This is a genomic window from Loktanella sp. PT4BL (assembly GCF_003201935.1).
Lineage (GTDB): Bacteria > Pseudomonadota > Alphaproteobacteria > Rhodobacterales > Rhodobacteraceae > Yoonia.
Genome location: NZ_QJJL01000002.1, coordinates 451974 through 470125, shown reverse-complemented (window position 1 = coordinate 470125; position 18152 = coordinate 451974). Strand labels below are relative to the sequence as shown.

The following is an 18152-nucleotide window of genomic DNA, read 5'->3' as shown; positions in this document are numbered from 1 at the left end:
ATCGTCGCGCGCAATGAGTGATGACACCACACCCCGATTGCGCCGTGGCTGGACCACGGGGGCCTGTGCAACGGCGGCGACCAAAGCGGCTTTGATGCGTCTTTGGGGCGGTGCCTTTGTGCGCGAAGTGGGGATCGTGCTGCCCAAGGGCGAAACGCCGGTCTTTCCGCTTGCCTTGGCGGAGGCAGGCGAGGGCTGGGCGCGTGTGGGGATTACCAAGGACGCAGGCGATGATCCTGATGTCACGCATGGCGCGCTGATTGTCGTGACAGTGCGCCCGTCCGATAGGGGCATTGTTTTTCAGGCAGGTGAAGGGGTGGGGACCGTCACCAAACCCGGACTGCCGATTGGCGTGGGCGAGCCTGCGATCAATCCGGTGCCCCGTCAGATGATGACGGACGTTGTTGAAGAAATGGCAGCGCACTACGAGCAGCGCCCTGATGTGGTGATCGAGGTGTCCGTGCCCGGAGGTGCAGAGATTGCGCTCAAGACATGGAACCCGCGACTGGGAATTACGGGGGGGCTGTCGATCCTTGGGACGACAGGTGTTGTGCGGCCCTTTAGTTGCGCGGCCTGGATCGCCTCGATCCATCGCGGAATAGATGTGGCACGTGCGGCGGGTCTGACCCATGTGGCCGGATGCACGGGGGCCACATCGGAGGCAACTGTGCAGGCGCTTTATGCGCTGCCTGATCATGCCATGCTGGATATGGGCGATTTCGCGGGGGGGATGCTGAAGTATCTGGTCAAAAATCCTATCGGGCGCGTCACGATTGGAGGCGGTATCGGCAAGATCACGAAACTGGCGCAAGGGGCGGTGGATTTGCACTCTGCGCGCAGTCAGGTGGATTTTGCAGGGCTTGCGGCGATGGTGGGTGATCCGCGCTTGGCCGAGGCGAACACTGCGCTTGAGGCCTATGAGATTGCAGGGCCTATGATGGCGCAAAAGGTTGCTGATCAGGCACTGGCGCAGGTGCAGGCGCGGTTCGGCGCGGCGGGGATTGCCTATGATATCATCATTATCGACCGCAAAGGCACGATTATCGCAAGGGCTGGCGTATGACTTTGTTGATCCTTGGCGGCACCGGAGAGGCGCGGCAGATCGCAGAGCACTTGCAGGGGTATGATGCGGTGATCTCGCTGGCCGGTGCAACGCGGGCGCCGGCGGCGCAGTCTTTGCCGACACGGATCGGCGGCTTTGGCGGGGCAGACGGGTTTCGCACCTATCTGCAAGAGGCGGGCATCACGGCCGTTCTCGATGCGACGCATCCTTTTGCAGACCGCATCACGAAGCGGACAGCATCCATTTGCCAGTCACTTGGCCTGCCTTACGTACAATTTCTGCGCCCCCCATGGACGCCGGAAGCAGGGGACAACTGGATCGAGATTGCCTCGGAAACAGACGCCGCGGCCCATATTCCAGAAGGCTCGGTTGTGTTCCTTGGAACGGGGCGTCAGACGCTCGACCGTTTCGCCAATCTGACCGGACGCGAAGTGATCTGCCGCCAGATTGATCCGCCCGACAAGCCGTTTCCTTTTGCGGGCGGGCGGTTTCTGGTCGGGCGGCCACCGTTCTCGGTCGCGGATGAAGTGGCGCTCTTCAACGCGCTGGGCGTGCAGTATCTGGTGGTCAAGAACGCGGGCGGTGCAGCCAGCGGCACCAAGCTGACGGCTGCGCGGCAACTGGGTATTCCCGTGCTTATGATCGCGCGGCCACCGCAAGGCGATTGGCCTGTGGTCGCGTCAGTGGAGGCCGCACTCGCTTGGGTGAACGCCTTGTGAGAGAACGCGTGATCATCGGGGATGCCTGCATTGCGGAGGGGGCGGACTGGCTTGGCCGCAACGAGCCGCGGTTTGCGCGCGCCATGGACGGGTTGCCACCTTTGCCGCTGCGCCTGAAACCGGATGGCTTCGCGGAACTCCTCAGTGCGATTGTCAGCCAGCAGGTCAGCGTCGCTTCGGCCAATGCGATCTGGGCAAGGTTGCAGGGGGCAGGGATGACAGAACCGCATCCGGTGGCCGCCGCCCGCACGGATGAACTGCGCGCGCTGGGCCTGAGCCAGCAAAAGGCGCGCTATGCCCATGCTTTGGCCAGTGCCGGAATTGATTATGAGGCTCTGCGCCAAATGCCAGCGCATGATGTGATCAAGACCCTTACCGCTGTTCCCGGCATCGGTGCTTGGACAGCCGAGATATATGTGATGTTCTCGTTGGGGCGGGCGGATGTCTTTGCGCCGGGTGATCTTGCGTTGCAGGAGGCAGCACGTTTGATCTTTGATCTGCCCGCGCGCCCCAAAGAAAGAGAACTGCGGGCGATGTCTGAGGCATGGTCGCCGTGGCGATCGGTTGCAGCCCGCATCATGTGGGCCTACTACAAACATAGCAAACAAAGAGAAGGCATCAGATGACAAGGGCTTTGGAAGCACAGCGGCGCGAACCGGTCTCGGGCGAGACACGTTCTTGTGTGGTTTTTCTGCATGGCTATGGCGCCAATGCGGCGGATTTGATCGGCTTGGCCGATCCGCTGGGCGAGCATATGCCGGATACGCTTTTCATTGCGCCTGACGCGCCGGAGGCCTGTATCGCAGCCCCGATGGGGCTGCAGTGGTTCCCGATCCCGTGGATTGACGGCTCAAGCGAGGAAGAAAGCCGCGCCGGTATGGAAAATGCGGCGGCTGATCTGGATGCGTTTCTTGATGGGGTGATGGTGGATGAGGACTTGCTGCCCGAGCAGGTCATCGTGCTTGGCTTTTCTCAGGGTACGATGATGGCGCTGCATGTGGTGCCGCGCCGTGAGGATGCCATTGCGGGTGTCGTTGCCTTTTCGGGGCGTCTGCTGGAGCCGGAGGCACTTGCCGATGAGGTGCAAAGCCGACCACCGGTCCTTTTGATCCACGGTGATGCGGATGACGTTGTTCCGCCACAATCGCTGCCGCAGGCGGCCGAGGCGCTACAAGAGGCGGGCTGGACCGAGGTCTATGCCCATATCATGAAGGGCACGGGACATGGCATTGCACCTGACGGGCTTTCCGTGGCGCTGGCCTTCATGCGGGATCGTCTGGGTATGTCATAAGACCGGTCTTTGGGCGGGATGATGTTAATATTTCAGACCATGGTCCGATGATTGATCGGACCAATGCGTGTCATTCTTCGACCCTGGACCGATGTCGCGGGCGCGATTTGCGGCCATCTTCGTGACATCACCGCCCGGCAAGGGCCTTCACAGGAGAAGACATATGAAACTTTCCCAGCTTTTGATGACCACCTCGCTTTGTGCCGTTGTATCGGCAGCCCCTGCACTCGCACAAACGCGTGCATTCGCCGATGTTGATACCAATGGCGACAACACGCTGTCACGAAGTGAGCTGGAAACAGCCTTTGGTGCGGCAGGCGCAGATCTGTACCTGCGACAGAACGACCGCGACAATGATGGCAGCGTCAGCATCGGCGAGGTCCGGCTGTCACAAGACGACGAATCCGACGATGACGAGAGCGACGAGTCGGATGAGAGCGACGAGTCCGACGAAAGCGATGAGTCGGATGAGAGCGACGAATCCGACGAAAGCGATGAGTCCGACGACGAAGACGATGACGAAGACGACGACGAGGATGACGACGAAGACGATGACGAGGATGACGACGAAGACGATGAGTCTGATGAAAGCGACGAGTCCGACGACGACTGATCTTTAGGGTCGGTTCTGCAAATTCCGGACTGCGGCAGCCACATCGCTATGGCTGCCGCGATCTTGGCAAAAAAGACTTAAGACAATAGGGCGATTACCATGGACACGCTTGCCATCACCAAATTCGAAAAACTGTTCTCCACGCCGGTGTTCCGTTTCAACCTTGCGGATTCAGCGGCGCTGAACAGAGACCTGCTCGCCGAGGGCGCCCGCCTGCGCAGCACTTCCGACGGCGTTGACAAGTCCAATCGCGGCGGTTGGCATTCCGCAGGTAATCTTTTTGAAAATGAGGCTGCTTGTATCCAGTGTTTGAAGTCCGAGGCGTTGATAGCCGTTGACACTGCGTCAAGGAAAATCGGCGCCAAGGCTGATCTGGATGCGCTTGATGTGAAGCTCTTTGCGTGGATGAACGCCAATCCGCCCGGTGGCTTCAACGCCCCCCATACCCATCCGGGTGCGCATTGGTCAGGCGTCTATTATGTGGCTCAGCCCGAAGTCGACGAAGGTTCATCCGGCAAGATCGAGTTTCTTGATCCCCGCAGCGATTTGCCAAGCTGGCGTTTGCTCAAAGCGCCCCCCTTCAATGCGAAAAAGGCAATCCGGCCCATGCCCGGAGAGATGATCCTGTTTCCGTCCTATCTCGTTCATTGGGTCTATCCCAATGAAGCGCCCGAAGAGCGGGTCACGATCGCCTTCAATGCGACCTATCGCAAACAGCGTAAAGCAGCGGCCAAATAGACGTGTGGTGCCTCTCAGACGCGCCACACGCAGGCGCGGTGCTCTAGCCACCGTGCCAAGGGGGATTGCAGCCTGTGCAAAGTCTGCCAAAAGTTGCGGCATTTGTCGCACATTCTGGGACTTGTCACATTTCTGACGCGATATATAGTCATTTTCAAGAAGACTGCGGGACTGCCGCTTTGTTTGGTCTCGCACAGCCTTGTTGGGGTGTGGCTTATGACGCAGACGGACTTCAGAACTGATTTTGTGCGCGAACCGGGTGCGCTGAAACACTATCCCGCGTTGGTTCTGAACGCAGATTATCGGCCCCTGTCATATTATCCGCTCTCGCTCTGGCCATGGCAGGAGGCGGTCAAGGCGGCCTGGCTCGACCGCGTGGATATCGTAAGCGAATATGACGAGGTGGTGCGCAGCCCTTCGACGATCATCAGAATCCCGTCGGTTGTGGTGCTAAAGGACTATATCAAGCCGCAAAAGCAGGTGGCGTTTACCCGTTTCAACCTGTTCTTGCGGGATGAGTTTTGCTGTCAGTACTGCGGCGCACGTGGTGATCTGACGTTTGACCATGTCGTCCCGCGCGCCAGTGGCGGAATCACCAGTTGGGAAAATGTGGTGGCGGCCTGTTCGCCCTGCAACCTGCGCAAAGGGGCGCGGTCGCTCAAGCAATGCGGTATGAGCCTGCAAAAACCGCCACGCCGGCCTGTTCCCGAACAGTTGCATAACGTCGGGCGCAAATTTCCGCCCAATCATTTGCACGAAAGTTGGCTTGATTTCCTCTATTGGGATGCAGAACTCGAAGCCTAACTGCGCAGCAGTGCTAGACTTGGGGCACGCATCGGGTTAGGTAGGCCGCGTTAGCGCTAACGCGGCATCCTATGGGGGTTTATTTTGGTCTCTCGCGTCATTCCTGTCGATGAATTCGATCTCGTGATTTTTGGCGGCACCGGCGATCTGGCCCGGCGCAAGATCCTGCCCGGTCTGTTCCGGCGCTTTCTCTCGGGGCAAATGCCTGCCGGGTCACGGATTATCGGGGCTGCGCGGTCCGAATTGGATGGCGACGGCTATCGCCAGATGATCGCGGATGCGGTGGCTGAATTCGGCGGCGAAGAATCCAGAAATAAGAAAGGCTTGGAGGCCTTTCTTAAACAGCTTGAATATGTTGCGATTGACGCGCGCGGTGAGGGCGGATGGTCCGATCTGGCAGCGATTGTCCGCCAGGACGTGGTGCAGGCGTTCTACTTTTCGGTTGCACCGTCCTTGTTTGGTGATCTGGCGGAACGGCTGCACACCAACAAGATTGCCAATGCGCAAAGCCGCATCGTGGTGGAAAAGCCCTTTGGCCGCGATCTTGAGACAGCGCGCGAATTGAACCAGACGCTGGCGGCGCATTTCGACGAAAGCCAGATTTACCGGATCGACCACTATCTGGGCAAGGAAACGGTACAGAACCTAATGGCCGTGCGCTTTGGCAACGTTCTGTTCGAGCCGCTTTGGAACAACCACTACGTTGATCACATCCAGATCACCGTGGCAGAAACCGTCGGTGTCGGCGGGCGCGGGGCCTATTACGACAAATCCGGCGCGATGCGTGATATGGTGCAGAACCACCTGATGCAACTTTTGTGCCTGATCGCGATGGAACCTCCGGGCCAGTTTGAGGCCGATGCAGTACGCGACGAAAAACTGAAGGTTATCAGGGCGCTACAGTCCATAGATCATCATCATATCGTACGTGGCCAGTATGATGCAGGCCCCGATGGCCCCAGCTATCGCGAAGATGTCGAAAATCCCCGCAGCTTTACCGAAAGCTTTATTGCCATGCGTTGCCATATCGCCAACTGGCGGTGGGCGGGTGTGCCGTTCTACTTGCGGACAGGTAAGCGGATGAAGGCGCGGTCTTCGGAAATTGCTGTGGTGTTCAAAGACCTCGGGCATACGATCTTTGAGGGTGATGAGGCTCGCCACCGCAATATTCTGGCGATCCGCTTGCAACCCAACGAAGGTATTGATTTGCAGGTGACGATCAAGGAACCGGGGCCGGGGGGCATGCGCCTGATTGATGTGCCGCTGGACATGACCTTTGCGGATGCTTTGGGCGACGGGGCCGAGGATGTGACGGACGCCTATGAACGCCTGATCATGGATGTGATCCGTGGCAACCAGACGCTCTTTATGCGTGGTGACGAGGTTGAGGCGGCATGGGCCTGGACTGATCCGCTCATCAATAGCTGGGAAGCACGTAACGACGTGCCCAAGCATTACGACGCAGGCTCAGCGGGGCCGGAGGATGCGATGATGTTGTTGCACCGTGATGGCCGGAAATGGCGTGAAATCAAGGGCTAAGCCATTCGGGCGCGCGGCATGTTTGAATTGACCTGACCGAAGAAGAGGATTGGTCCTATGAAGCTCGTTGAATATCCGGACGCGGAAATGATGATGATGGATCTGGCTGATAAACTGGCCAGTGAGCTGTCATCAGCCTTGCGCGCAAATGACACCGCATCGCTTGCTGTGCCGGGCGGAACAACGCCGGGGCCGATTTTTGACAGCCTCTGTGCCGTTGATCTGGATTGGGCGCGTGTGCAGGTGATGTTGACCGATGAGCGTTGGGTGCCGGAAACGTCCGAGCGGTCGAATACGCGGTTATTGCGCGAAAGGTTGCTGACCGATCGCGCCGCTGCGGCGACCTATCTGCCGCTCTACGCCGATGCGCCGACACCGGAAGAAAAACTCCCTGAACTTGCGGCTAATCTTAGCCCCGCTTTGCCACTCACGGTGGCACTCTTGGGGATGGGGGCGGATATGCACACTGCGTCCATTTTTCCCGGTGCCGACCAGCTTGATCTGGCATTGCACGGCAGTGATCGCTTGGTCGCCATGCGCGCGCCCGGTGCGCCAGAGCCGCGGATTACACTGTCTGCGGCGGTCCTGAACGCTGCGATGAGCCGGCACATTGTGATTGTTGGGGCGGAGAAACGCGCCGCGCTGGAAAAAGCGCGGCATCTGTCACCGGAAGAAGCACCTGTGGCTGCTGTCTTGAACGGTGCAACGGTACACTGGGCGGAGGCATAAGCGATGTGGCGCAAACTGAAAGATCATCACGAGGCTGTCGCAAGCCGCCGGATCGAGACGATGCTGGACGCGGCACGCGCTGCTGATTTTGTGGCGCAAACGGGTGATATGCGGCTGGACTACGCCAAAACGAATATCGACGCCGAAGGCCGCGCCTTGCTGATTGCGCTGCTGGACGAAGCGGGCGTTGCGGAAAAGCGTGACGCGATGTTTGCGGGCGCGCCGATCAATGAAACTGAAGGCCGTGCCGTGCTGCACACCGCTTTGCGCAACCTTGATGGCGGGCCTGTCATGGTGGACGGTCAGGATGTGATGCCAGAGGTTCTGGACACGTTGGCGCGCATGGAAGGCTTTGCCAATGATGTGCGAAGCGGAAGGTTCAAAGGGCAGGGCGGTAAGATCACCGATGTGATCAACATCGGTATTGGCGGGTCCGATCTGGGGCCTGCGATGGCGGTACAGGCTCTGGCACCCTATCACGACGGTCCGCGCTGCCATTTTGTCAGCAACGTGGACCCTGCGGATATTGCAGGCGTGTTGCGCGGCTGTGATCCGGCGACAACCTTGGTAATTGTGGCCTCCAAGACCTTTACCACGATTGAAACCATGACCAACGCGCGGACGGCGCAAGCGTGGATGGGCCAAACCGTTTCAGATACAGGCGCACAGTTTGCGGCCCTTTCGACGGCCGCTGAAAAGACGGCAGCCTTTGGCATTGATTCCGCGCGCGTCTTTGGCTTCGCCGACTGGGTCGGTGGCCGTTATTCCATGTGGGGCCCGATTGGCCTGTCCTTGATGATCGCTGTTGGCCCTGACGCATTCCGTGCCTTCCTGCGCGGCGCGCAATCCATGGACCGCCATTTCCAGGCAGCGCCCTGGCAGGAAAACCTGCCAGCGATGCTGGCGCTGGTCGGTATCTGGCACAACCAGATTTGCGGCCATGCGACCCGTGCAGTGCTGCCCTACGATAACCTTCTGGCGCGTCTGCCCGCCTATTTACAGCAGCTCGAGATGGAAAGTAACGGCAAGGGCGTCAGCATGGACGGGGCCGATCTGACCATCGACAGTGGCCCCGTGGTCTGGGGTGAGCCGGGCACGAATGGCCAGCACGCTTTCTACCAGTTGATCCACCAGGGCACCCGCGTGATTCCTTGTGAATTCCTCGTGGCGGCGCGCGGACATGAGGATGATCTGCACCATCAACATCAGCTTTTGGTGGCCAATTGTCTGGCCCAATCAGAGGCGCTGATGCGCGGGCGCTCATTGGACGAGGCGCGTGCAAAGGTGGCGGATAAATTCGAGGGTGCAGAGCTGGAGCGCCAGGCCCGCCACCGTGTGTTCAAGGGCAACCGCCCTTCGGTAACCATCGCCTATCCGCAACTGACACCCGAGGTGCTGGGCCAGATCGTGGCGCTTTATGAACACCGCGTCTTTGTCGAGGGCGTCGTGCTTGGCATCAATTCCTACGATCAATGGGGTGTGGAACTGGGCAAGGAACTTGCCACAGCCCTGCAACCTGTCGTGGAAGGGAAAGAGAGTGCGGCGGGCAAGGATGGCTCAACTGCCGCACTTGTTGACTTTCTTCAGATGCATGGGGTGTCTTAGGGTGCGGGCTTTGTCATAAGCAGCGCGATACCTCACAAAGGACCACCACATGATCGTTGAAATGATCCCCTTCGCTGTCGCGGCCATCATCGTTGTTGCGATGTTGCTGGAAATCAGAACGGGGCGTATCCCCAACTGGCTGACGGCGTTGCCGTTTGTTCTGTTTGCGGTGCTTCTGGTTGTGGCCGAGGACCGCACGCCACTCTACTGGCAGGTGGCACTGGCGGCAGGTGTGTTTCTTTTCGGGATTGTCATGTTCGCCATCGGTGGATCAGGGGCGGGCGCAGTGAAGCTGATGACAGGTGTCGCGCTCTTTGTGCCGGTGTCGAAAGCGGGCTACGCGGCTCTAATTTTCTTGTTGGTTTTCTTTGTCAGCACCTTTTTCTTTGTCCAGTTGCGCAAGATTTTCGGTTCTGAAAACAGCAAATGGCACCTGATGGCAAATGCTGTTCTTCCACTGAGTTTTTCGATCGGCGTGGCAGGACTTTCGGGGATGTTTCTGCTCTAGGGTCACCTTGGCGCGCGCTTTAAAGCCCTTGATATCGCGCGGTGTTATCGTGACAGTCGGTCCATTCCGACCTTGATTTTAGGTGTGCTTCAATGCTCTCGACGACGCAACAACGCAAAGCTGCAAAAAGCTATGTTCTGGCCGCTTTGGAAGACGCGGGCCTGTCCCGCGACGATGACGACGGGCGTGCCTTTCACGCGCGGTTCGAGACGCATTTCCCGCAGCTTTTTGACCTTTTCGCGACGCTCTATGGTGAACATGAAAGCTGTCTCGATCAGTTGGCAAAACTGATCGTGCTGGCGCAGACATCATGGCGGGACCGCGCGGATGATCTCAAGGCACTGGACGCCGCGCGCGAGGCGACCCCTGACTGGTTCCAGTCAAACCGGATGCTGGGCGCATTTTGCTATGTCGACCGCTACGCAGGCAATCTGGCCGGTCTGAAAGAGCATGTTCCCTATTTCCAGGAACTGGGGATCACATATCTGCACCTGATGCCGCTTTTCGATTGCCCCAAGGAGAACTCTGACGGTGGCTATGCTGTGTCGAGCTACCGTGAGGTGCGCGCCGATCTGGGGACAATGGCCGACCTGCGCAGGCTGGCCAAGGACCTGCGCGAAGCGGGGATATCGCTGGTTGTGGACTTTGTTTTCAACCACACCTCGAACGAACATGAATGGGCGCAAAAGGCGGCTGCGGGTGATCCGGAATATTCCGATTACTACTGGATTTTCAACGACCGCCGGATGCCAGATGCCTTTGAACGTACGGTGCGCGAGGTGTTTCCGGACGACCACCCCGGTGCCTTTATTCAAATGGAGGATGGACGCTGGATCTGGTCCACCTTCCATTCCTTCCAATGGGACCTGAACTATTCCAATCCCGCCGTCTTCTGCGCCATGGCAGGGGAAATGCTGGCTTTGGCCAATCAGGGTGTCGACCTGATCCGCATGGATGCTGTGGCCTTCATCTGGAAACGGCTGGGCACTACCTGCGAGAGCCAGCCCGAGGCGCATCTGCTTTTGCGCGCATTCAACGCTGTGTGCCGCATCGCGGCGCCGTCGCTTTTGTTCAAATCCGAGGCGATCGTGCATCCTGACGAAGTCGTTTCCTACATCGACCCCGAGGAATGCCCGATTTCCTACAATCCGCTTTTGATGGCGCTGAGTTGGGAGGCTTTGGCCACGCGCAAAGTGGAACTGATTGATCAGGCCATCACCCGCCGCCAGCCGATCAACGCAGACTGCGCATGGGTGAACTATGTGCGCAGCCATGACGACATCGGCTGGACATTTGCCGATGAGGACGCCGCCGAGCTGGATATTCTGGGTTTCGATCACCGGCGCTTCCTGAACAGTTTTTATACAAACCAGTTCGAAGGCAGCTTCGCGCGCGGTGTGCCGTTCCAGTACAACCCCAAGACCGGTGATTGCCGTGTGTGCGGTACGACCGCCTCACTGGCGGGTGTCGAGGCGGGAGATGCCGGCGGTATCGACCGGATGATCCTGCTTTATGGCATTGCGTTCTCGGCAGGGGGTATTCCGTTGTTGTCCCTGGGGGATGAGGTCGGCCAACTGAATGACGACGCCTACAAGCAGAACCCGGGACAAGCCAAGGATCAGCGCTGGGTTGGGCGGCCCCTGCGGCCTGATGCGCTCTATGCGCAGCGGTTTGATCAAGACACTGATGCAGGCAAGATATTTGCGCGCATGAAACAGCTGATTGATGCGCGCCGTGCCGCACCGGGGCTGGCGGGCAACGCGATCAGACCTTTCCCGACGGATAACCCCCATGTGCTGGGATACCTGCGCAGCGGTGGCGGTCAGGAGATTTGCGTGCTGGCGAATTTTGCGGATGATGCCCAAGAGATTTCCGCCGACCAGTTCCTCGATTTGCCACCGCGCATGACGGATCTGATTACTGGAGAATCCTTTCACGTGCGCACCGGTGTGACGCTGGCCGCGCATCAGATACTTTGGCTGTCACTGTCTGTCTGATTTGTCTGGAGCGGGTAACGGGAATCGAACCCGTAACTGAAGCTTGGGAAGCTTTCGTGATACCTTTTCACCATACCCGCGCAGCCGTTTGCATAAGCCGCACCGCGATGCGCGTCAATGGCTCTTCACATCGGCGAGGATCCGCTTTGCGCTCTCTGGTCTGTGATTTGTGCCAGCAGGTGCACGGACTTATCCTGCGACGCAACCACGCCGAGGAGTACCGTCATGTCCAAAACACGCCGCACCGTGCTGGCCCAGATAACCGCCTTTGTTGGCGCCTTGGGTCTTGGCACGCAGGCCCGCGCGGCCACGCCCACACCCGCCGCCACAGAAGGGCCGTTCTATCCGACCCCGTCCATGCGTATGGCCGATGTGGACAACGATCTGGTCAAGGTGACGGGGCTGGTGCAAGAGGCGGGCGGCGAGGTGATGATCCTCAACGGGCGGGTGCTTGATACAGATGGCCGGCCGCGCGCAGGCGTACGCGTGGAGATATGGCAATGTAATATGAACGGCAAATATCTGCACAGCGGTGACAGGCGTGATGTGGTCTATGACGCAGGCTTTCAAGGCTTTGGCCATGACATCACTGATGCGCAAGGGCAGTTTCGGTTTCGCACGATCAGGCCGACGGTGTACCCGGGGCGGACGCCGCATATCCATGCCAAAGTGCTGGATGGATCATCCGAACTACTGACCACACAATTCTATCTGGCGGATCACCCCGAAAATGCGCGCGACCGATTGTTCAACCGCATGTCAGACGCGCAAAAAGCGCAGGTGACCATGATTTTCACCGCAGGGCCCGACGGGCCGGAAACGACGGTCGATATCGTCATCTAACGCGGCCGGCGCCGTCTGCGGCCGGCGTCTCCGCCGCCACCAGTGTTATGATTGACCTGCGGGATCGCCACGATGCTGTTGAGGATCGGGAAGGGCTCAACCGCGTTGGGGATGTTTGAGGCATTCACAAAATGCTCTTGAAAGCGCGGTTCAATCGCGGTTTCGATCTTGTGGATATTGTGCACGGTCTCTTCGATTTCGTGGCGTGCATCGGTGTTTAAGAGCGCGATCCGCGCGCCGGTGCCTGCGGCATTTCCCGCACTTGTCACCTTATCCAGCGGTGCGTCGGGGATCATCCCCAGCACCATCGCGTGTTTGGGGCTGATATGCGCGCCGAATGCCCCTGCGAGCACCACGCGGTCCACCTTGTCGACGCCGAATTTATCCATCAGCAGGCGCGCGCCCGAATAGAGGGCCGCCTTGGCCATCTGGATCTGCCGGATGTCCGTGTTGGTGACAGTGATTTTGGGGCCGCCATTTTCGGTGCCATCATAAAGCAGGTAGGAATTCGTGCGCCCGTCCTGAAAACAATTGGGCGATCCGGTTTGCTCGGCCGAACCGATCAGGCCCGGTCCATCAACGATACCGGCCATGCGCATTTCGGCGATCACCTCGATGATACCTGACCCGCAGATACCGGTAATGCCCGTTTGCGCAATGGCGGCTTCGAACCCGTCTTCATCAGACCAGATATCGCTTCCGATCACTTGAAAACGCGGCAGTTTCGTGACCGGATCAATTGCGACATGTTCAATCGCACCCGGGGCTGCGCGCTGGCCGGAACTGATCTGCGCACCCTCAAAGGCGGGACCCGTGGGCGAGGAACAGGCAAGGACCTTTTCCTTGTTGCCCAGCAGGATTTCCGCATTGGTGCCCACGTCAACCACCAGCACAAGGTCATCGGATTTATCCGGTGCCTCGGACAGGGCGACCGCGGCGGCATCTGCGCCGACGTGGCCTGCGATACAGGGCAGGATATAAACCCGCGCGGCAGGGTGCAGGTTCAGATCAAGCTCGGTTGCGCGCAACGAGATGGATTCGGACGTGGCCAGCGCGAAGGGTGCTTGGCCCAATTCGTAGGCGTCGATGCCCAAAAAGAGATGATGCATCACAGGGTTACAAACAAAGACCGCGTCCATGATCAGATTGCGGTCGATACCTGCCTCGGACGCGATTTGCACAAAGAGCGCGTTCATGCCTTCGCGCACCGCTTTGGTCATTTCGTCGGAACCGGTGGGGTTCATCATCCCGTAACTCACGCGGCTCATCAGGTCTTCGCCGAAACGGATTTGCGGGTTCATAATGCCGGATGAGGCGACAACCTCGCCGGATTGCAGATCGCAGAGGTGGGCGGCGATGGTCGTGGACCCAAGATCAACCGCCAGCCCATACAGCGTGCCTTCATAAAAGCCCGGCCAGATCTGGATGATCCGCGGGCTGAAGACCGCATCGCCCAGATGAACGGCGACGGTGACTTTCCATTCCCCTTTGCGCAGCGCTTTTTGCAGGGTTCTCAGCACCCCGAGATCGGCTTCCAGCGCGGGCAGGTTCCACTCGCGGCGCAGCGCGGCCACCAGCCGTTCCAGATCGCCCGAAGGGTCGTGCATGTCCGGTTCGGCCACTTCGACGTAGTAGAGTTTGGTCGAAGGGTTCATGATGATTTCACGCGCTTCGGCCCTTTTGCGCACGACCTGTTTGTGCACCTGGCTTTCGGCGGGCACGTCGATCACAACATCGCTTTGGATCGTGGCCTGACAGCCCAGACGCCGCCCTTTCTTCAGGCCCCGTTTGTCGTCATAGCGTTGCTCGACGCTGTTCCATTCCGAAAGCGCGGTATCGGCAACGGTCACACCATGTTTGGAAAATTCGCCATAAGAGGGCGTGATCTGGCATTTCGAACAGATGCCGCGCCCGCCGCAGACACTGTCCAGATCAACACCAAGCTGGCGCGCCGCCGTCAGGACCGGGGTGCCGACAGGGAAATTGCCCCGTTTGCCTGAGGGGGTGAAAATGACGAGAGGATCTTTGGACATGATATGCGCCTGTTTGTTCTTGTCGCGAATGTAGCGTCTGTCCGCATAAAGAGAAGGCCCGTATCCGTCATAATGACTATGAGTAGCGGCATCCTATTGCAGGACATCAGTGCCGAGCAGCCAGACGGACAAAGGCACAGGCAATGTCGCGATGATAATCGTCATTATTGCGTACCGGGTCTCGAACAACCGGCTGAGCCCGCCTGCCAGCATGATCCCGCCACCGCCACCAAGTGCCACATTGCCCGGCAGGTTGATCGCAAGCCCGAGAGTGACGTAGCGATAGTTGCAAAAGAGCGGGGCAAGCCACTTGGGCAGACGGTCTTGCATCGCTTGCAGCCGGTCGTCGCGCGGGGTCTCGTGGATTCGTTGCAGCAAACGTGCAGGCCGCGCCAGATAGAAGTCCTCGCACCACCTTACAAGCCGCGCCATCGGTACGTATTGTCCGATGCAGAAGGCCAGCGCCAAGCCGCAGATCGTCGCGAAATACACGAACGGTGCCGCCTGCGCGCCTTCGAGCAGCAGAATAGCGATGCCAATCTCGACCCCGGGCACAAAGGGAATAGCGAGAAGGATCGCGTATCCAACCATCACGGTGATCAGCAGCCCGGTCATCATACGCGCGGCTTCGTCTGTTTCGAACAGCGCGATCTTCGCCATCAGGAAATCAATGCCCGTTTTAGCAAGATAAACCAGCACAAAGACCGCCAGCAGCTTGGATGCCATGCGCGCGAACCGTTTGGCCGCTGTTCCGATTGTCGCGCCACTTTCTGCCATAAGCGTGACAGTGGTCACATTCGTGGCCAGTCACAAGCTTGCTTTTCACCCAGTTAGGTCTTTCGGTTCTTCATTATCCATGCAATAGGGACGTGCCAACGATACCACGACAAAGGAGACTGGTTGATGGAGATTCGCGAGGCACTCACCTTTGATGATGTTCTGTTGGTGCCGGGGGCGTCCAGTGTGCTGCCATCGACGGCAGATACACGCACCCGCGTGACCCAATCCATCAGCATGAATATCCCGCTTTTGTCCAGCGCGATGGATACCGTCACCGAAAGCCGTATGGCGATTGCCATGGCGCAGGCGGGTGGTATCGGCGTGGTCCACAAGAACCTCAATATCGAGGAGCAGGCCAAGGAAATCCGCAGGGTCAAACGCTTTGTCTCTGGCACCGTCTACAACCCCGTCACCCTGCGCCCCGATCAAACGCTGGCCGACGCCAAAGCCCTGATGGAGCGTTACCGGATCACAGGTTTTCCCGTTGTCGGCGAAGGCGGCAAGGTTGTCGGCATCGTCACCAACCGTGACATGCGCTTTGCTCAAGATGACAACACACCTGTCAGTGTGATGATGACGACGGATAATCTGGCTATTCTGCGTGAACCGGCCGATCTGGACGAGGCGCGCTCGTTGATGCAATCGCGCCGGATTGAAAAGCTGTTGATCACCGATGACAAGGGCAAGCTGACCGGTCTGCTGACGCTCAAGGACAGCGAGCAGGCGGTGCTGAACCCGATGGCCTGCAAGGACGGGCTGGGCCGTTTGCGTGTGGCTGCGGCCTCGGGTGTGGGGGATGCCGGTTTTGAGCGGACCGAGGCGCTTGTCGATGCAGGCGTTGATATGATCGTGATTGATACCGCGCACGGCCATTCCGAGGGTGTCGCCAAGGCTGTTGAACGCGCCAAGATGCTGTCCAATGAGGTGCAGATCGTGGCCGGTAATATCGCGACAAGCGAGGCGGCGAAGGCGCTGATCGGTTCGGGTGCGGATGCGGTGAAAGTCGGTATCGGGCCAGGCTCGATTTGTACAACGCGCATGGTGGCGGGTGTCGGTGTGCCGCAACTGACCGCGATCATGGATTGCGCCGCAGGTGCAGGCGATGTGCCTGTCATTGCCGACGGCGGCATCAAATTCTCGGGCGATTTCGCCAAGGCGATTGCGGCGGGTGCGTCCTGCGCCATGGTCGGCTCAATGATCGCAGGCACAGACGAAAGCCCCGGCGAAGTGATCCTCTATCAAGGGCGGTCGTTCAAGTCCTATCGCGGGATGGGCAGTCTCGGGGCAATGGCCAGCGGCTCGGCTGACCGCTATTTCCAGAAAGAGGCTGCAAGTGACAAACTTGTGCCCGAGGGGATTGAGGGGCAGGTGCCCTACAAGGGCTCGGCCCATGCTGTTGTGCACCAACTTGTCGGCGGTCTGCGCGCCGCAATGGGCTATACAGGCTGTGCGACGATCGACGAGATGCGCAAGAATTGTACCTTCGTTAAGATCACCGGTGCGGGCCTGAAGGAAAGCCATGTCCATGACGTGCAGATCACCCGCGAAAGCCCGAATTACCGGATTGGATAGGGTATGACCCCCGGCGCACGTGTGGCCGCCGCGATTGCGGTGCTGGACCAGATACAGGCGGGCGCTGTCGCGGAACAGGCGCTGACAACCTGGGCGCGGGGCAGCCGCTTTGCAGGCTCCAAGGACCGCTCTGCGGTGCGCGATCATGTTTTTGACGTGCTGCGTGCGAAACGCTCGCTCGGTGATGGCGCAGGTCGCGAATTGATGCAGCGTCTTGCCCAGCGTGAAAGCTGGCCCATCACAGAGCTGTTTTCCGGCGATGGCCACGCGCCCGACCCGCTCACGGCTGAAGAAATGGCGGGGCTTGATGCGCCGCTGACGCTTTCTGTCCCGGCCCGCTGCGATTTGCCTGATTGGCTCTGGCCGCTGTGGCAGGAAAGCCTGGGTGAACGCGCCGAAGCGGTTGCATTGGTGCAGCAGGGCCGTGCCGACGTCTTCTTGCGCGTGAATATGCGCAAAGGATCGGTGACTGCGGCCATGGATGCGCTCGCTACAGACGGTGTGACGGTCATGGCGCATCCCGATGTTGCCGGCTGTTTGCGTGTCAGCGGCAATCCGCGCCGTGTCAAAACCGCGGCGGCCTATCTGTCAGGGCTGGTCGAATTGCAGGATGCGGCATCGCAACGGGCCGTGCGCCGTATTGATGTGCCGGATGGTGCGCGTGTGCTGGATTATTGCGCCGGTGGCGGGGGCAAGGCGCTGGCCTTTGCCGATCTTTATGAGGCAACGGTTTTTGCCCATGATATTGCCCCGCAGCGGATGCGCGATCTGCCCGCCCGTGCGGCACGGGCCGGTGTGACGATTACGACTCTCCCGAGTGATGCGCTTGCCAAGGCGGGGAAATTTGATGTCGTGTTTTGCGACGCACCTTGCACCGGAAGCGGGACTTGGCGGCGCACGCCGGATGCAAAATGGCGTTTGGGGCCTGAAGATCTGGCGCACGTGATGCAATCACAGGATGAAGTGCTTAACGCTTCAGCCCCATTGGTCGCGGAGGCTGGCCTGCTGGTTTATGCGACCTGCTCGATCCTGTCAGATGAAAACAGCCACAGGGTTCAAGCCTTTTGCCAGCGTAATCCTGACTGGCATATCATTGAAGAGCATCAGGACCTTCCTGATGCAAACGGCGACGGCTTTTATACCTGCGCTCTGCGCAGAAGGTAATACAACCTAGAATTGCAATCAACCCTGTGCTATCTTGCATTAAGGTTAACTTAAGCGTTCTGCGTTTAATGTGCCTTATCGCGTAGTGAGGTGTGTGTATTGCCTTTTGATCAGTCGTTTGCAGCGGAGCGGCCCAAGGTGCCTGCAGGTTTGC

Annotated in this window: 17 protein-coding genes and 1 tRNA gene; 15 read left to right on the top strand and 3 right to left on the bottom strand. The window is 59.1% G+C overall.

Features of this window, described 5'->3' with window-relative positions; translation table 11 throughout:
- Nucleotides 1-13 precede the first annotated feature (13 nt).
- The 12 genes from C7964_RS07230 (at nt 14) to C7964_RS07175 (ending at nt 11606) form a co-directional block, all read left to right on the top strand.
- Entirely contained in the window at nt 14-1063 is a 1050-nt protein-coding gene (locus C7964_RS07230) for a cobalt-precorrin-5B (C(1))-methyltransferase (protein ID WP_110278991.1), read from the top strand.
- A complete protein-coding gene (locus tag C7964_RS07225; RefSeq protein ID WP_110278990.1) occupies nt 1060-1782 on the top strand; it encodes a cobalt-precorrin-6A reductase in 723 nt (240 codons plus the stop codon). The genes C7964_RS07230 and C7964_RS07225 overlap by 4 nt, the downstream gene beginning before the upstream one ends.
- Nucleotides 1764-2408 carry a DNA-3-methyladenine glycosylase family protein gene (locus C7964_RS07220; RefSeq protein ID WP_286163831.1) on the top strand — a complete coding sequence of 215 codons (645 nt, stop codon included), beginning with the start codon at nt 1764-1766 and terminating at the stop codon, nt 2406-2408. Before C7964_RS07225 ends, C7964_RS07220 begins: the two co-directional genes overlap by 19 nt.
- On the top strand, nt 2405-3073 hold the full coding sequence (locus C7964_RS07215) for an alpha/beta hydrolase (RefSeq protein ID WP_110278989.1): 669 nt from the start codon (nt 2405-2407) through the stop codon (nt 3071-3073). The genes C7964_RS07220 and C7964_RS07215 overlap by 4 nt, the downstream gene beginning before the upstream one ends.
- A gap of 163 nt (nt 3074-3236) precedes the next feature.
- Complete coding sequence (locus C7964_RS19915) at nt 3237-3686, top strand: EF-hand domain-containing protein (RefSeq protein WP_181417127.1); 450 nt, start codon at nt 3237-3239, stop codon at nt 3684-3686.
- 99 nt (nt 3687-3785) lie between these two features.
- Complete coding sequence (locus C7964_RS07205; RefSeq protein WP_110278988.1) at nt 3786-4424, top strand: TIGR02466 family protein; 639 nt, start codon at nt 3786-3788, stop codon at nt 4422-4424.
- Nucleotides 4425-4640: 216 nt separating this feature from the next.
- Entirely contained in the window at nt 4641-5228 is a 588-nt protein-coding gene (locus C7964_RS07200; protein WP_110279446.1) for an HNH endonuclease, read from the top strand.
- A gap of 84 nt (nt 5229-5312) precedes the next feature.
- Nucleotides 5313-6767: a glucose-6-phosphate dehydrogenase gene (zwf, locus tag C7964_RS07195; RefSeq protein ID WP_110278987.1), complete on the top strand. Its 1455-nt coding sequence runs from the start codon at nt 5313-5315 to the stop codon at nt 6765-6767.
- A gap of 57 nt (nt 6768-6824) precedes the next feature.
- Nucleotides 6825-7496 (top strand): 6-phosphogluconolactonase, encoded by a 672-nt coding sequence (gene pgl, locus C7964_RS07190; RefSeq protein ID WP_110278986.1) that lies wholly within the window; start codon nt 6825-6827, stop codon nt 7494-7496.
- A 3-nt stretch (nt 7497-7499) separates the two neighbouring features.
- The gene (gene pgi / locus C7964_RS07185; RefSeq protein WP_110278985.1) at nt 7500-9101 is read left to right on the top strand and encodes a glucose-6-phosphate isomerase; all 1602 of its coding nucleotides are present in this window, start codon (nt 7500-7502) and stop codon (nt 9099-9101) included.
- A 49-nt stretch (nt 9102-9150) separates the two neighbouring features.
- Nucleotides 9151-9609 (top strand): prepilin peptidase, encoded by a 459-nt coding sequence (locus C7964_RS07180; RefSeq protein WP_110278984.1) that lies wholly within the window; start codon nt 9151-9153, stop codon nt 9607-9609.
- A 92-nt stretch (nt 9610-9701) separates the two neighbouring features.
- A complete protein-coding gene (locus C7964_RS07175) occupies nt 9702-11606 on the top strand; it encodes an alpha-amylase family glycosyl hydrolase (RefSeq protein ID WP_110278983.1) in 1905 nt (634 codons plus the stop codon).
- 6 nt (nt 11607-11612) lie between these two features.
- Here C7964_RS07175 and C7964_RS07170 read toward each other — a convergent pair.
- Nucleotides 11613-11686 (bottom strand) — tRNA-Gly (locus tag C7964_RS07170).
- Between the two features lie 145 nt (nt 11687-11831).
- Between C7964_RS07170 and C7964_RS07165 the strand changes: the two genes are divergently transcribed.
- The gene (locus C7964_RS07165) at nt 11832-12449 is read left to right on the top strand and encodes a dioxygenase family protein (RefSeq protein ID WP_110278982.1); all 618 of its coding nucleotides are present in this window, start codon (nt 11832-11834) and stop codon (nt 12447-12449) included.
- Here C7964_RS07165 and C7964_RS07160 read toward each other — a convergent pair.
- Nucleotides 12446-14482 carry an ASKHA domain-containing protein gene (locus C7964_RS07160; RefSeq protein WP_110278981.1) on the bottom strand — a complete coding sequence of 679 codons (2037 nt, stop codon included), beginning with the start codon at nt 14480-14482 and terminating at the stop codon, nt 12446-12448. The two genes, C7964_RS07165 and C7964_RS07160, sit on opposite strands and share 4 nt — an antisense overlap.
- 93 nt (nt 14483-14575) lie before the next feature.
- Nucleotides 14576-15277 carry a hypothetical protein gene (locus tag C7964_RS07155; RefSeq protein WP_110278980.1) on the bottom strand — a complete coding sequence of 234 codons (702 nt, stop codon included), beginning with the start codon at nt 15275-15277 and terminating at the stop codon, nt 14576-14578.
- Between the two features lie 108 nt (nt 15278-15385).
- Between C7964_RS07155 and guaB the strand changes: the two genes are divergently transcribed.
- On the top strand, nt 15386-16834 hold the full coding sequence (gene guaB, locus C7964_RS07150; protein ID WP_110278979.1) for an IMP dehydrogenase: 1449 nt from the start codon (nt 15386-15388) through the stop codon (nt 16832-16834).
- Between the two features lie 3 nt (nt 16835-16837).
- Nucleotides 16838-17998 (top strand): RsmB/NOP family class I SAM-dependent RNA methyltransferase, encoded by a 1161-nt coding sequence (locus C7964_RS07145; RefSeq protein ID WP_110278978.1) that lies wholly within the window; start codon nt 16838-16840, stop codon nt 17996-17998.
- Nucleotides 17999-18152 lie beyond the last annotated feature (154 nt).

Bases quoted from the DNA above. Each gene is read 5' to 3' on its own strand.
- C7964_RS07230 (WP_110278991.1), top strand. From the start codon at position 14: ATGAGTGATGACACCACACCCCGATTGCGCCGTGGCTGGACCACGGGG.
- C7964_RS07225 (WP_110278990.1), top strand. From the start codon at position 1,060: ATGACTTTGTTGATCCTTGGCGGCACCGGAGAGGCGCGGCAGATCGCA.
- C7964_RS07215 (WP_110278989.1), top strand. From the start codon at position 2,405: ATGACAAGGGCTTTGGAAGCACAGCGGCGCGAACCGGTCTCGGGCGAG.
- C7964_RS19915 (WP_181417127.1), top strand. From the start codon at position 3,237: ATGAAACTTTCCCAGCTTTTGATGACCACCTCGCTTTGTGCCGTTGTA.
- C7964_RS07205 (WP_110278988.1), top strand. From the start codon at position 3,786: ATGGACACGCTTGCCATCACCAAATTCGAAAAACTGTTCTCCACGCCG.
- C7964_RS07200 (WP_110279446.1), top strand. From the start codon at position 4,641: ATGACGCAGACGGACTTCAGAACTGATTTTGTGCGCGAACCGGGTGCG.
- pgl (WP_110278986.1), top strand. From the start codon at position 6,825: ATGAAGCTCGTTGAATATCCGGACGCGGAAATGATGATGATGGATCTG.
- pgi (WP_110278985.1), top strand. From the start codon at position 7,500: ATGTGGCGCAAACTGAAAGATCATCACGAGGCTGTCGCAAGCCGCCGG.
- C7964_RS07180 (WP_110278984.1), top strand. From the start codon at position 9,151: ATGATCGTTGAAATGATCCCCTTCGCTGTCGCGGCCATCATCGTTGTT.
- C7964_RS07175 (WP_110278983.1), top strand. From the start codon at position 9,702: ATGCTCTCGACGACGCAACAACGCAAAGCTGCAAAAAGCTATGTTCTG.
- C7964_RS07165 (WP_110278982.1), top strand. From the start codon at position 11,832: ATGTCCAAAACACGCCGCACCGTGCTGGCCCAGATAACCGCCTTTGTT.
- C7964_RS07160 (WP_110278981.1), bottom strand. From the start codon at position 14,482: ATGTCCAAAGATCCTCTCGTCATTTTCACCCCCTCAGGCAAACGGGGC.
- guaB (WP_110278979.1), top strand. From the start codon at position 15,386: ATGGAGATTCGCGAGGCACTCACCTTTGATGATGTTCTGTTGGTGCCG.
- C7964_RS07145 (WP_110278978.1), top strand. From the start codon at position 16,838: ATGACCCCCGGCGCACGTGTGGCCGCCGCGATTGCGGTGCTGGACCAG.